This window comes from Shewanella algidipiscicola, assembly GCF_900380485.1.
GTDB lineage: Bacteria > Pseudomonadota > Gammaproteobacteria > Enterobacterales > Shewanellaceae > Shewanella > Shewanella algidipiscicola.
Genome location: NZ_OXJV01000017.1, coordinates 266,459 through 280,988 on the forward strand (window position 1 = coordinate 266,459; position 14,530 = coordinate 280,988).

Annotated in this window: 10 protein-coding genes; 5 read left to right on the plus strand and 5 right to left on the minus strand. The window is 48.5% G+C overall.

Annotated elements, in window-relative coordinates:
* Positions 1-9: 9 nt before the first annotated feature.
* The 5 genes from napA to DN599_RS13405 all read right to left on the minus strand — a co-directional run bounded on the left by napA (position 10) and on the right by DN599_RS13405 (position 8,074).
* Positions 10-2,499 (minus strand): nitrate reductase catalytic subunit NapA, encoded by a 2,490-nt coding sequence (gene napA, locus DN599_RS13380; protein WP_110458182.1) that lies wholly within the window; start codon positions 2,497-2,499, stop codon positions 10-12.
* 2 nt (positions 2,500-2,501) lie between these two features.
* Positions 2,502-2,759 carry a chaperone NapD gene (locus DN599_RS13385; RefSeq protein WP_110458091.1) on the minus strand — a complete coding sequence of 86 codons (258 nt, stop codon included), beginning with the start codon at positions 2,757-2,759 and terminating at the stop codon, positions 2,502-2,504.
* Between the two features lie 37 nt (positions 2,760-2,796).
* Entirely contained in the window at positions 2,797-2,955 is a 159-nt protein-coding gene (locus tag DN599_RS13390; RefSeq protein ID WP_110458092.1) for a nitrate reductase, read from the minus strand.
* Positions 2,956-3,617: 662 nt separating this feature from the next.
* Entirely contained in the window at positions 3,618-7,493 is a 3,876-nt protein-coding gene (gene hrpA / locus DN599_RS13400; RefSeq protein WP_204165131.1) for an ATP-dependent RNA helicase HrpA, read from the minus strand.
* Positions 7,494-7,657: 164 nt separating this feature from the next.
* Complete coding sequence (locus tag DN599_RS13405; protein ID WP_110458093.1) at positions 7,658-8,074, minus strand: CBS domain-containing protein; 417 nt, start codon at positions 8,072-8,074, stop codon at positions 7,658-7,660.
* Between the two features lie 615 nt (positions 8,075-8,689).
* On the opposite strand from DN599_RS13405, the gene hyaA reads away from it, so the two are divergent.
* The 5 genes from hyaA to DN599_RS13430 are packed head-to-tail and all read left to right on the plus strand — an operon-like array spanning position 8,690 to position 14,528.
* Positions 8,690-9,826: a nickel-dependent hydrogenase small subunit gene (gene hyaA / locus DN599_RS13410; RefSeq protein ID WP_110458094.1), complete on the plus strand. Its 1,137-nt coding sequence runs from the start codon at positions 8,690-8,692 to the stop codon at positions 9,824-9,826.
* Positions 9,827-9,830: 4 nt separating this feature from the next.
* The gene (gene hyaB / locus DN599_RS13415) at positions 9,831-11,537 is read left to right on the plus strand and encodes a nickel-dependent hydrogenase large subunit (RefSeq protein ID WP_110458095.1); all 1,707 of its coding nucleotides are present in this window, start codon (positions 9,831-9,833) and stop codon (positions 11,535-11,537) included.
* Between the two features lie 10 nt (positions 11,538-11,547).
* Complete coding sequence (gene cybH, locus DN599_RS13420) at positions 11,548-12,219, plus strand: Ni/Fe-hydrogenase, b-type cytochrome subunit (RefSeq protein WP_110458096.1); 672 nt, start codon at positions 11,548-11,550, stop codon at positions 12,217-12,219.
* A 10-nt stretch (positions 12,220-12,229) separates the two neighbouring features.
* On the plus strand, positions 12,230-12,793 hold the full coding sequence (locus DN599_RS13425; protein ID WP_110458097.1) for a HyaD/HybD family hydrogenase maturation endopeptidase: 564 nt from the start codon (positions 12,230-12,232) through the stop codon (positions 12,791-12,793).
* Positions 12,774-14,528: a Kae1-like domain-containing protein gene (locus DN599_RS13430; protein WP_110458098.1), complete on the plus strand. Its 1,755-nt coding sequence runs from the start codon at positions 12,774-12,776 to the stop codon at positions 14,526-14,528. Before DN599_RS13425 ends, DN599_RS13430 begins: the two co-directional genes overlap by 20 nt.
* Positions 14,529-14,530: the final 2 nt, after the last annotated feature.

The following is a 14,530-nucleotide window of genomic DNA, read 5'->3' on the forward strand; positions in this document are numbered from 1 at the left end:
ATGCTTCCCCTATGCTTTAACCACTTTAACGGCACACTTTTTAAAGTCAGTCTGCTTTGATAATGGATCTGTCGCATCGAGAGTCACTTTATTAATCAACTGACTGGCATCGAACCAAGGGACAAACACTAATCCAATCGGGGGCTTATTACGGCCACGTGTTTCAACACGGGTCTTAATTTCACCACGGCGTGAAATCACTTTCACTTCATCACCACGGCGCAAACCGCGTTTTTTAGCATCGTCAGGGTGCATAAAACAGACCGCATCAGGAAAGGCACGATACAACTCCGGGACACGTTGAGTCATTGAACCTGAATGCCAATGTTCCAGTACTCGCCCTGTCGATAACCAGATGTCATACTCTTCATCGGGAGACTCTGCGGCGGGTTCATAGGGTAAGGCGAAAATCACTGCCTTGCCATCTGGTTTACCATAAAACTCAAAGCCACTTCCTACCTTGACATAAGGATCACTGCCTTCACGAAAACGCCACTTCGTCTCTTGCCCATTGACCACAGGCCAACGTAAGCCGTGGACTTGATGGTATGTATCGAAATCGGCTAAATCATGCCCATGTCCGCGACCAAAAGTGGCGTACTCTTCGAAGAGACCTTTCTGGAGATAAAAACCAAAATGCGCCGCTTCGTCATTGAGGTACTTAGGGTCAACCTGTTCCAATGGAAACTTGTCAACATTACCGTTTTGGTACAGCACTTCAAACAGCGTCTTTCCCTTGTATTGAGGGTTTTGAGCTAATACCGCCTCAGGCCACACTTCGTCGGTGGTAAAGCGTTTAGAAAACTCCACCAGTTGCCATAAATCAGAATGCGATTCACCTGGGGCGCTTACCATCTGATGCCAAAACTGGGTACGGCGCTCTGCGTTACCATACGCGCCCTCTTTCTCAACCCACATCGCCGTCGGTAAGATAAGATCTGCTGCCTGAGTGGTCACCGTCGGATAAGCATCAGATACCACAATGAAGTTTTCGGGGTTGCGATAACCTGGTAAGCCTTCCTCATTGATGTTGGGGCCCGCCTGCATATTGTTATTGACTTGTACCCAATAAACATTCAAGTCACCGTCCTTGAGGCGACGGTTCTGCTCCACCGCATGATAACCCGGCTTAGGTGGAATAATGCCGTCGGGAATGCGCCAAATTGTTTCGGCTATTTTTCTATGTTCAGGATTATTCACCACTAGATCGGCCGGTAGGCGATGCGAAAATGTTCCCACCTCGCGCGCTGTCCCACAGGCAGAAGGCTGCCCTGTGAGTGAAAAAGGACTATTCCCAGGTGTTGAGATTTTGCCGACTAATAAATGAATGTTATAAATCAGATTGTTACACCACACCCCACGAGTATGTTGGTTAAAGCCCATGGTCCAGAAAGAGGTTACTTTTCTATCTGGATCGGCATACAACTCCGCCAGTTCAATCAGTTTATGCTCGGGTACGCCAGAGAGTTTGCTGACAGAGACCACATCATAATCGGCCACAAAAGCTTTGAATGCCTCGAAATCTATGGGCGTCGAGTCACCCGCTGTTTTGACGTTTTTGGCCTTTTGTTGTAATGGATGGCTAGCACGTAATCCATAGCCAATGTCAGTTTCACCTTTGCGGAAATTGACATGCTTATTGACGAAATCCCAATTGACCTTATCGTTTTGAATAATATAGTTGGCAATAAAGTTAAGCATCGCCAAGTCAGTTTGCGGTGTAAATACAATGGGCAGATCGGCTAAATCGAAAGAGCGGTGTTCGAATGTGGATAATACCGCGACTTTTACATGAGGCGCACTTAAGCGACGGTCTGTCACTCGTGTCCACAAAATAGGATGCATCTCAGCCATATTAGACCCCCACAACACGAAAGCATCGGCAGCCTCCATGTCGTCGTAACAGCCCATAGGTTCATCGATGCCAAAGGTACGCATAAAGCCACCTACGGCAGATGCCATACAGTGGCGGGCATTGGGATCAATATTGTTTGAACCGAAACCGGCTTTCATCAACTTAGAGGCGGCATAGCCTTCCCACACGGTCCACTGACCAGAGCCAAACATACCCACAGCAGTCGGCCCTTTCTCTTTAATGGTTTTCTTCCATTTTTCTGCCATGGTGTCGAATGCGGTATCCCAGCTTACTGGGGTAAATTCACCGTGTTTGTCATATTGACCATTCGTCATACGTAGCATAGGGACCTGTAATCTATCTTTGCCGTACATGATTTTCGATAGAAAATATCCTTTAATGCAGTTCAATCCGCGATTGACTTCACTTTTGGCATCACCATGCGTCGCAACCACCTTGCCATCGCGCGTCCCCACGATGACAGAGCAGCCCGTCCCACAAAAACGACAGGGTGCCTTGTTCCATTCGAGTTTGGTCTGTTCTGAACTCGTGATTAAATTACTGGCTGCTGTCGGCAGTGCTAATCCGGCAACGGTTGCTGCGGTCATCGCCGCATTGGCCTTCATAAATTCGCGTCTATTCATCTTCATTTTTCATCCTCTTTAAGCACTTCACTTTGATGGTAAACCATCGCTGCCGACAGGACGCCCTCAATGCCATTAATGGCTGCAATATTTGCCAGTAATTCTTGTTGAGTCTCTCCCTCTAAAACCACCACCAGCTTGGTCTCATCATTAACAGATAACTCGGTTTTCTCCATTGTTAAAATGGCTTGCCTAACGTTGAACATTTGCCTAGGTTTGACTTGAACCACCAAGCTTGTAACATGCAGTTCTTTGTCCATCGATACCCTCTCCCATTGATTGTTTTTATATACTGAATCAGCCTGCACCTGGTGGTCCGGTCAATATCTGGCTAAACCAAATCGCAAACCCTAATCCAGAAACTAGTAACACAGATAACAACGGAGCAAGGAACACTGTGATAAAAATAAATATTTTAAGTTCTAAGCTTTTCTCATCCTTAGATAAGGAACCCATACATCCTCCAACGAACCATGTCGACGCTAATAAAACCCAGTGACGCAAACATAATTCAATTTATTAAGACAATGTCTCACGAAACCCACCACTAACAAGCTAACAACAATTGCATATCACTATGTATACCTCTAAAGCGGTAAACTATAAGCATCTTTGATATAGATCACCTTTTATCTTGAAATAATAACTAGGGCCTGTTGATCTTTGCTGGTTGAATTTTGTTCTAGACAAAAACGTTTTAATCGAGGCGAGTGGATTGCAGCCTAGTCATCTAAGCAAAATTCACTTAACAAAGAGTAAAACGTTTTTAGCCGAACCCTTCGGGCAGCGTTTGTTGGGTATTTTTACTGCGTTCTCAGCTTTTTATGTAGAATAACTACACTACAAAGCTTCTGCCTTGTATAAATACCCAGCAATTCGCTGCAAAAACAACCTTGAAAGATCAACAGGCCCTAGATCATCTATTTCAGGTTTCGTTTTGGTTAATAAGTGAACACACCCTAGTCTAGACCTCAATATGAATTGGCGACAGAAGCAGACAATTGATGGCAAACCACCAGCAATCCAGGCTCCTCCAACGCTTTCACCCCAGCTTTGGAATTATTTATAAACAAAAAAAAAGCACCTTTAAAAGGTGCTTTTATCGACTCTTGTCTATTTTACGCTTCGTTAATACGATTAATAATCCGCTTCTCTGAAATGGGATAAGCAGTACCCAGCACCTGAGCAAAACAGGACACTCGGTACTCTTCTATCATCCAGCGGGCATCTTGCAGCGCCTGAGGAATAGCCGCACTTCGCGGTACCTTAGCCAGTTGTTGCTCGAGTAATTGCTGCACATTATTAATGCTTTGCAGGTGCAAACGATCGCGATTGGGATCGACCGGCAACTTGTCGAGACGATTATCTATCGCTTTGATATAACGAACTAAATCGGTTAATCGTTGCCAGCCACACTGCTCAACAAATCCTTTGTAAACCAACTTGTCGAGCTGCGCTTGAATATCACTCATGGCAAAGGCGATATCGAAGCTAATTTTACCCTTAAGGCGTTTTTTCACCTTTTGATACAAGGTTAAAATCTCTTCCACCTGCAAGGCTATCTTGGCCGCTGTGGGGTTAAGCTCTTGGCGCACCCACTCTTTAGCCTGTTCAAATTGCGCGGCGCTACGAATATCCAGCCCTTTTTCGTCCAGTAACTGCTGCACTGCCGCCGATAAAATATCATCGATCAGCTCATTAACCTGACCGAAAGGATTAAAATACATCGCCAACTTGGCTTTATTGGGCAAGGTTTGTTGCAGATGTTTCACAGGCGACGGCATGTTAAGCAGCAACAAGCGCTGCAGACCACTGCGATGGGCGCGCTGGGCCTCATTTTCATCATCAAATAAGGCGATAGAGACACTGGTTTTATCATCCACCAGCGCTGGAAACGCCTTGACTTCAAAATTCCCTTTGCGTTGCTGATACTGCTTGGGCAGGTCGCCAAAACTCCACTCGGTCAACGCTTGCTGCTCAATACCCGTGTCGGCCACATTGCGAATCGCTTGGCTGACTTGGCCTTGCAGCTGAGTCTTGAGATCCTCTAGGTTGCGGCCTTGGGCAATGAGCTTACCGCGGTCATCTTCGACCTTAAAATTAATCAACAAATGCGCAGGTAACTGCGACAGATCAAAATCATCGATTGAGACACGCACCCCGCTCATGCGCAGTAACTGTTTGCACATGGCCTCGAGCAGGCTCAGCTCGGTCGATGTCATCGCCTGTAAGCAGGCTCTGGCATAATCGGGAGCGGGCACAAAGTTACGCCTTAAGGTTTTAGGCAAAGACTTTATCAGCGCGATGCACTTCTCTTCTCGCAAGCCCGGCACCAGCCAGTCAAAACCGTTACTGTCTATCTGATTTAATAACGCCACCGGAATATGCACCGAGACGCCATCATCAACATCGGCAGGTTCAAAATGGTAACTTAGGCAGAGGGTTAAATTGCCTTGATGCCAATGGTCGGGAAAATCCAGCGCCGAGATATGCTCATCGCTGCGTTTCATCAGCTGTGAACGTTCAAAGTCTAAGAGATCGGGATTGACCTTTTTCTCCTGCTTCCACCAACTGAGTAATTTGGGCGCGTTATAAATGCCAGCGGGAATGCGGCTCTGGTAAAAATCCACCAGAGCCTGTTCATCGACCAAAATATCGCGCCGACGCGACTTGTGCTCTAACGACTCAATGTCTTCCAGCAGCTGACGATTTTTGACGAAAAACGCTTCATTGGTCCGCAGCTCTCCGTCAGCTAAGGCGCTGCGAATAAAAATATCACGCGCCTCAACAGGATCTATCGGCCCATATTGCACCCGGCGACGATTGACTATGGTCAGGCCATAAAGCTGCTGGTTTTCCAAGGCCACCACACTGCCCTGCTTGGCCTCAAAATGGGGCTCAACATAGCTTTTCTTAATTAAATGGCCAGCTAAGGGTTCAATCCATTCAGGCTCAATTTTGGCGCAGCAGCGAGCAAAGAGGCGCGAGGTTTCGGTCATCTCGGCGGCCATGATCCACTTAGGGCCTTTCTTGGCTAAAGGAGAGCCTGGAAACACAAAAAACTTACGGTTACGGGCGCCGACATATTCGTTGTCTTTATCTTTAAAGCCGATATGGCTCAGCAAACCGGTTAACAGTGCTTGATGCAGGGGTTGATACTCGGCCGGTTCGCTGTTGAGTTTCCATTTAAGATCATGCACCGCTTGACGCAGCTGAACATACAAGTCTTGCCACTCTCGTACTCGCAGGTAAGCTAAAAACTCCTGCTTACACAGCTTACGGAACTGGCTAGCTGATAAGGTTTTTTGCTCGGTTTTGACATGATTCCACAAGTTAACCCAGCCCACAAAATCTGAATGTTTGTCATTAAAGCGACGATGGGCTTCGTCCGCCGCCTGCTTTTTGTCCATCGGTCGCTCACGGGGATCTTGTATCGACAAGCCTGCGGCGATGACCAGCACCTCATGCAAACAGCCATACTCGTTGGCCTGCACGACCATGCGTGCTAAACGGGGGTCCACAGGAATCGATGCCAATTGACGCCCAAGTGGCGTCAGCTGTAGCTGACCTTGGTGTTTTTTAACCGACTGCAGTTCTTCGAGCAGCAAGAAACCGTCGCGGATGTAACGGGGATCTGGCGGCTGAATAAATGGAAAACCTTCGATATCCCCAAGGCCAATGGCCAACATCTGCAGAATAACCGACGCCAAGTTGGTGCGTAAAATTTCGGGATCGGTAAATTCGGGCCGATTAATAAAATCGGTTTCATCATATAAACGGATACAGATACCTGGCGCCACACGACCACAGCGGCCAAGACGTTGGTTGGCGCTGGCCTGCGAGATGGGCTCAATGGGCAGGCGCTGCACCTTAGTGCGGTAACTGTAGCGACTGATTCTGGCGGTGCCGGGATCGATCACGTATTTAATGCCGGGCACGGTTAACGACGTTTCGGCCACGTTGGTTGCTAATACGATACGCCGGCCAACGTGGCTCTTAAACACCTTAGACTGCTCACCATAAGAGAGACGTGCGTATAAGGGCAAGATCTCAGTATCGCGATACTGGCGTTTATTGAGCTGATCGGCCACATCACGAATTTCACGCTCGCCGTTCATAAAGATCAAAATATCACCGGGGCCTTCGGCCATCAGCTCTTCTGCTGCGGCAAATATCCCCTCGGTTAAATCTAAATCTTCGTCTTGATCGCGCACTAAAGGACGATAACGCGTCTCAACCGGATAGGTTCGCCCAGAGACTTCAATCACAGGCGCATTATCAAAATGCTGGGAAAAACGCTCTACATCTATGGTGGCTGAGGTGATGATCACTTTGAGATCGGGGCGCTTTTTCAGCACATTTTTTAAGTAACCTAAAATGAAATCAATATTCAAGCTGCGCTCGTGCGCCTCATCGATAATGATGGTGTCGTATTGGTCGAGCCATTTGTCGGACGTCAGCTCAGCTAATAAAATACCATCGGTCATCAATTTAATGTACGAGCTGGGTTTTATCGCATCGGCAAAGCGCACCTTAAAGCCCACCACTTCACCTAATGGACTGTTGAGCTCTTCAGCGACTCGGCTTGCCACACTGCGCGCCGCCAGACGACGCGGCTGCGTATGGCCGATAAGGCCACGACAACCCAGACCCAGCTCTAAACAGATTTTAGGCAGCTGCGTCGTTTTACCTGAGCCAGTTTCACCCGCAACAATCACCACCTGATGACCCGCGATTGCCCGCGCTATTTCGTCACGTTTTTGCGAGATAGGCAGCGCCTCGGGATAGTCTATTTGCGGACGACCACTGCGGCGTTGCTCAACCTTATCCCAAGCGGCAACCGCCTGTGCTTCAAGTTTGACCAATTCATCCCGCTTCTTATCGGAATCGGCTTGCTTATTTAAGCGAAAAAGACGACGCCTAATTTTAGAGGCATCCGCTTGATAACATTGCTTTAAGAAGGCATTAGACAGGGGGTGAAGTGGCGAATTCAAATGCAAAACCCATAAAAGAAAAAACAAGGCTGCGATCCTACCAATTAACGCACGCTATTGGTATGGCAAATGGTGCATTTCTGCAGGAGATCAGGCTCAGCCTCGCGTTGCTTTAATTCAAGCACCGTTAAAGTAACGCGACGAGCTGCAAGGAGTCATAATGCCTAAGCAGGCTTAAGATAGCAGGCTTGCATCGACTGGTTTATCGCTTTGAGCACCGCATTACGATCGACAATGCCGACCACTTTGCCCTGCTCTACCACTGGGTAGATTTTGGGTTTAGCCTGTAACATCTGTTCCGCTAGGGTGATGATTGGCGTGTCTTGGGTGACACTTAACACGTCACTGCGCATGCAATCGCTAACATTAGCTGTTAAATCACAGTGGTACGAGCTTTTTAACATCACAGCTAAACAATCTTGTTGCGACAAAAAGCCCACTAAATTGCCCTCATGATCCACCACAGCTGCCCCGAGTTTTTTTTGTGTCAGCAGCTTTTCTACCGCCGCAGCTAGTGTCATATCCGGATGTAATAACACGGGTTGACGGTCCATATAATCAACGACTTTCATCGACTCCATAGTGTAGCTCCTAAGGTTGTGTGCACTAAGTAACAATCCCATGAATTAATAAATCACTCTTAATGGCTAGCCTGCGTCACTAAGGGCGTATCACTTCGCATAACTCGACTCATGCCTGACTTACAATCAGCAGATCTAAGCAAGCCCGCTTTTTTATCATCAACAAAAACAGTCCAGTTATTCATGTGATTGCTTATAGTAAGTGTATATAAGGTTAGCAATATCAACCGAAAATTTTGCCTAACTTTTAATGTAACGGCGGCTTAATAAAGGGCTTTTAAGAGCGCCATGCTTGATACGACCCATGATTACACCCTGTCTGTGCGCATAAGTGTCAACCATTACAAGCTAATACCAACGACTGGCGACCTGATAACATAAGTTGCCACGCGGATCTGCGCTAGCTCACACAAGCACTAAAAAATGGGACTTTTTGTCCCAAATATGAGAATAAACATGATCTGCCTCATACGAATTAACTGAAAAGTATCGACTCGATCACAACATCTCAAAAGCTTGATACATATCAACAAATATACCTAAATTGCGGCCTAAACTTAGTTATCGAATCGATACACCACACCTCAGCATCAGAATGACAACAAAGGGTTAACCATGGACACACATGCCGCCTTATACCAACAGGGTCAAGCGCGCCTCAAGATGTTGCGTAGCTTATCACCCCGTCATGCCCATTCTTTGCAAAGCAAAATGGAAGAGCATGGCATTTCACGCCGAGACTTCATGAAGTGGAGCGCTGCAGTAACTGCAATGTTGGCTTTACCACTTCCATTTAGCACCTTAGTTGCCGAAGCCGCCGAACTAGCCGATAGAGTGCCACTGATTTGGTTACATATGGCAGAGTGTACCGGTTGCTCCGAATCACTGGTACGCGCCGATACCCCTAACCTTGATTCACTCATCTTTGACCATGTGTCATTGGAATACCACGAAACCTTAATGGCCGCTGCTGGCTGGCAAGCAGAAGAGAACCTCGAGCATGCCTTAGAAGCCTATAAAGGCAACTACCTGCTAGCGGTTGAAGGGGCGATACCCACGGCCAATAATGGTGCCTACCTTACCGTAGGCTGTAAAGGTCATACCGGACTTCACATTGTTAAACATGCCGCCGAAGGCGCCGCCGCCATTATCTCGGTCGGAACCTGTGCAGCCTTTGGTGGCGTGCAGGCCGCAGCGCCTAATCCAACGGGCGCAAAAGGGGTTGACCAAGTGGTCAATAAGACAGTGGTTAACTTAGGTGGTTGCCCGCCAAGTGAGAAAAACATTGTCGGTACACTGATGTATTTCATCATGTTTGGTCAATTACCGGCCCTAGATATGTTTAACCGACCTAAGTGGGCCTATGGCGCTCGGGTACATGATAACTGTGAACGACGTGGCCGTTTCGATGCCGGTGAATTTGTCGAAGAGTTTGGTGACAGCGGAGCCAAAGAGGGTTTCTGTTTATACAAGGTGGGATGTAAAGGTCCCTACACCTACAATAACTGCCCTACCGAGCGATTTAATCATCACACTAGTTGGCCAGTATTGGCTGGTCATGGCTGTATGGGCTGTTCTGAGCCCAACTTCTGGGATGATATGGCTGATTTTGAGAAGCCTCTAGGCAGACAGTTACTTCACGGACTCGATGCCACCGCCGACACAGTCGGAGCCGTTATTTTAGGGGCGACAGCCATTGGTATCGGCGCCCATGCAGTTGCCAGCGTATTTGCCAATTCGAAAGAGGACTAGTTAAATGAGCAAACGTGTAGTTATCGACCCCATCACTCGCATCGAAGGCCATTTACGCGTCGAAGTTGAAGTTGATGAAAATAATGTTGTTCAAAAGGCCTGGTCCTCATCCACCTTGTGGCGCGGTATTGAGGTGATCCTCAAAGGGCGCACCCCCATGGATGTTGGCCTCATCGTACAGCGCATCTGTGGTGTCTGTACCTATTCCCATTATCGCTGCGGCACAGAAGCGGTTGAAAATGCACTTGGATTAACCATTCCACTGAATGCCAAATACCTGCGTTCTTTAATGCTGACATCCCTGTTTATGCATGATCATATTGTCCATTTCTATCACTTACATGGGCTAGACTGGGTCGATGTGGTCTCGGCATTAAGCGCCGATCCAGCCGCGGCTGCCCAAGTGGCTCTCAAATATACCGATAAACCAATTGCGGCCGGTGAAGGTGAACTTAGAGCAGTACAAGAGCGGGTAAAAGGCTTTGTCGAAACCGGTAAGCTTGGCCCCTTTGCCAACGCTTATTGGGGCAACCGCACTTATAAGTTTACCCCAGAGCAAAACCTAATCGCACTGTCGCACTACCTAAAAGCACTTGAAGTACAGCGGGTAGCGGCAGAGATGATGGCGATTTTCGGTGGTAAGCAACCCCATCCACAATCCTTAGTGGTCGGCGGTGTGACGTCGGTACGTGATATGTTAAGCCCTGCTCGCCTGCAAGAGTGGAAGCAAAAACACGCTACGGTAACCGACTTTATTCGCCGTGCCTATCACGCCGATATCGTCATGGCAGCCGACGCCTTTGGTAACGAGCCAAGTGTATTAGGTGGAGTCAACGTGAAAAACTTCATGGCGACCAATGACTTTATCTTGGCTAATGGCGAATACCTGTTTGACCAAGGGGTGATCATGAATGGCGATTTAGCCAATGTCAGCGACCTCAACCCCGACTTGATTAAAGAAGATGTCAGCCATGCATGGTATGACGCCGATGGGCCACAACACCCTTATGATGGCACCACCATCCCTAACTACACCGGCTTTGTTGAACGCGACACAGTATATGGCAAACTGCCCACCCTCGACGGTGATGGTAAATACTCATGGGTCAAATCACCGCGCTATCAAGGTGAACCCGTTGAAGTCGGCCCACTGGCTTGTTTGTTGGTCAGTTACGCACGTGGTAACGAAGTGGTCGTCAAGGCGGTTAATGGCTTACTCGAAGCAACTGGCCTGCCAGTTGAAGCCTTGTTTACCACCCTTGGTCGCACCGCAGCGCGCATGCTACAAACCTTGATTGTGGCCGAAGAGGGCTTAAAAACTTTCGATGCCCTGATCCAAAACATTCAAGTGGATGAAAGCACCTATGTGAAGCCCGAGATGGATCCTGACCGTGAATATGTCGGCCACGCCATGATTGAGGCGCCGCGGGGGGCTCTCAGCCACTGGATCCGCATTAAAAATGGCTTAGTGGAAAATTATCAGGCCGTCGTGCCTACCACGTGGAACGCGGGCCCTGTCGATAATGAAGGTAAGATGGGTCCCTATGAGGCGGCGCTCATCGGATTGCAACTAGAAGATCCCACTAAGCCGCTGGAAGTGATCCGTATTATTCACTCGTTTGACCCTTGTATGGCGTGTTCTGTCCATGTGATGGATTACAAAGGTCAAGATTTGGGTGAATTCCGACTCGATGCCAACGCTAACACCTAAGGAGCAACTCATGGATACACCTACTGTACCCTATGAGAGAGCCTTTATATTTAGCGCCGCGATCAGAATTTTTCACTGGTTGCGAGCGCTAGCCATACTGGTTCTTGTCATCACGGGCTTCTACATCGCCTGGCCATTCTTGGTTGCGCCCAGCAGCTCAGATGTATTGGTGCAAGGCTGGATACGTTTTGCTCACATCGTGTTTGGCTTTGTATTGTGCGCCATCACTGTGGTGCGAGCTTATCTGTTCTTCTTTGCTAAGAGCGATATCGAACGACGCTCCTTTAAAGATGTCACCAGTATCAAGAGTTGGATTGTGCAGCTCAAGTCCTATCTGTGGATGGGACACCTTGATAAAAAAGGCGTTTATGGCCCATTGCAATTTGTGACCTACTTAGTGATTTCACTCATTGCGGCGTTAATCTGCATCACAGGACTGGTTCTCTATGCTAATGTCTATCATCTAGGGCTCGGTGGCCTTATGTGGGAGCCTGCCGCATGGATAACCGCGCAAATGGGTGGCTTAGCACAAGTGCGTATTTGGCATCACTACTTCACGTGGGTGTTTGTCATCTTTGTGGTGATCCACGTCTATATGGCGGTGTGGACCGGTATTCGATTTAAACATAACTCGGTTGACTCGATCGTGTCTGGATACGATTATCACCCCAAAAAGCATTAACAAGGATGTCATGAAAATACTGCTACTTGGTATTGGTAATGTGTTGTACGCCGATGAGGGTATCGGCGTACACTTCGTTAATTACCTACAAGAAAACTATCAATTTACCCATCCAACCCATCAACTCGATATCATGGATGGGGGAACCTTGGCTCAAGGCCTTATTCCTATTATCTGCCAATATGATTATCTGATTGTCGTCGACACAGTCAATGCCAATGGGGTCGGCCCCGGCGAAGTTTACTTTTTTGATTTTGACAAAGCCCCAAGCGAAATAGACTGGCAAGGCAGTGCCCACGAAGTGGAGATGCTGCAGACCTTGACCATGATGGAGATGGTTGGCGATCGTCCAAAAACCTTTGTACTCGGTTGCACCCCGACCCTTATCGAGCCGATGACCCTCGGTCTTACCGCTAGCGTCGCCGCCGCGGTGCCGTTAATGGAGGTGACCACGCTAAACCATTTACGCTCACTGGGGTTTACCGTGACGCGCATCAACAACATTGCTATCGATAAGCTCATTCCCGATTCTTACAAGCGCGGTGTCATCATAAATGAAAATAATCAGATTTGAATTTACCTGCTCACGTCCGGTGCCACTGTACGCACACTTATGTAATCAATACCTAAATTACGCTGAGCTAACAATCAAGGTAGGTTACCAAAAAGGCTGTTATTTTATCGAAGCCGAGGGTAAGCAACCGCAACTGGAAACGTTAGCCGATGCCATCGCACACGACTTTTTAATCTCGGTATGGCTGACCGATTCGCGTATCGCCTTAATCGATAGCCCAAGTGGCAGCAGCCACCCACTGAAAGGCGGGGCCATTACCCAGGAGTTTTGCCAGCAATGTACACCGCAATTTGGCGATAACCAATCCCCCCAATTTGGCGATTTGGGCTTGGTGTGCGACTGTTGCCACGGCGAGCGCAGCATCAATCCCCATTATCAAGGACTCACCGGCGCCGATATTGCGGCGCTGAGCACGGAGTTGCTCACCCATGGAGCGTTAACCTTAACAGGCGATCTCCCCGTCACCTTAAGCCTCAACCCACTGAGCCCGGCGGGTCGTCCCACATTATTGGTGTGTAACCCCAATACCCTTAATGCCCAGTTTCACTTAACCGATCGCCAAGTACTTGCCCTGTCGAGCATCGAAAAGCCACTGATCACGGCCAGAGCCATAGATAATCACCCTAAGCTGGACGCCCCCCTGTATGATCTCTGCTTTGCTTATAACCGCTTATTGGTGATTTTAACCGAGCATCTGCGAAGACATGGCGTTGACTGGCTCTATATTGACGATCCTCGCCACAGCGAGCCACTGGCCTTTATCGACGGCGCCTGGGTCGATATCGATTGCAGCGCTCAAGCGCCTGTCACCCTAAACCTTAGCACGCCGGCACTGCATGATGATGTGTTACTGCGCAACGGCGCGCAGGCCTACTACGCCCGCCATGACAAACAGCAATATCGGGTCGAGCGCGTTACTGGCTCGCTGACGCCACAACAGCAAGCGGCCTTAATCAGCTTAACGCCCCAAGAATATGGGCTATCGGCCTTACACAGCGTAAATCTAGAACATGGCGTGGATAAACACAGCGCCATCATCTACTTTAGCCAGCAACACGGCGGCCAAATTCAGACGCTCGACGCTAAACATAACAGTGAACTGTTTTTTGCCTTGCCCAGCCTGCCAGACAGTGGCTATGAAATTTATCATCAATTAGAACAGAGTCCGCAGCGCAAGGTGCTGGAGAAGTTTAAACAGCAATACCCAGATGATTATCTCAGGTTGCTCGACCTCAAATTGTCTGCACCGCGCGATAACCTCACAACCCTATGGGCCATTGGCGCGATTTTATTAGGGCTGCCTAGCCGCTCAATGCAGATCGATGATCTAAGTGATGCTCTGATGGCCGCGGCTCAAGCCCACCGCGGCGCAAACTCACCGCGTATCGACTACCCCCTCACCCGAGGAGAAGCACACCGCAGCCTAAACTGGTGCAAAACGCTTGGCACCGTAATGAGTTTTCGCCTAGCCGACGACAGAGACACTCGTAAGCTGGCCTTTGGTATGCACGACTCGTTAGCCGATTACCTCGCCAACTGGATAGAGCATTTAGACCAAAATATTGGCGTCCGCTCGGTGGCACTGGCGGGAAGCGAGTGGCGTAATCCCCTATTGTGCCAACGTGTGGTGCTGCGCGTCGGTAAAAACTTTCCGATAAAATGCAATCAGCAATTGGCTATCGACGGTAATAATCATGCTATCGGTGCTTTATTGTTGAAAAAACGGCGAAAATAGCG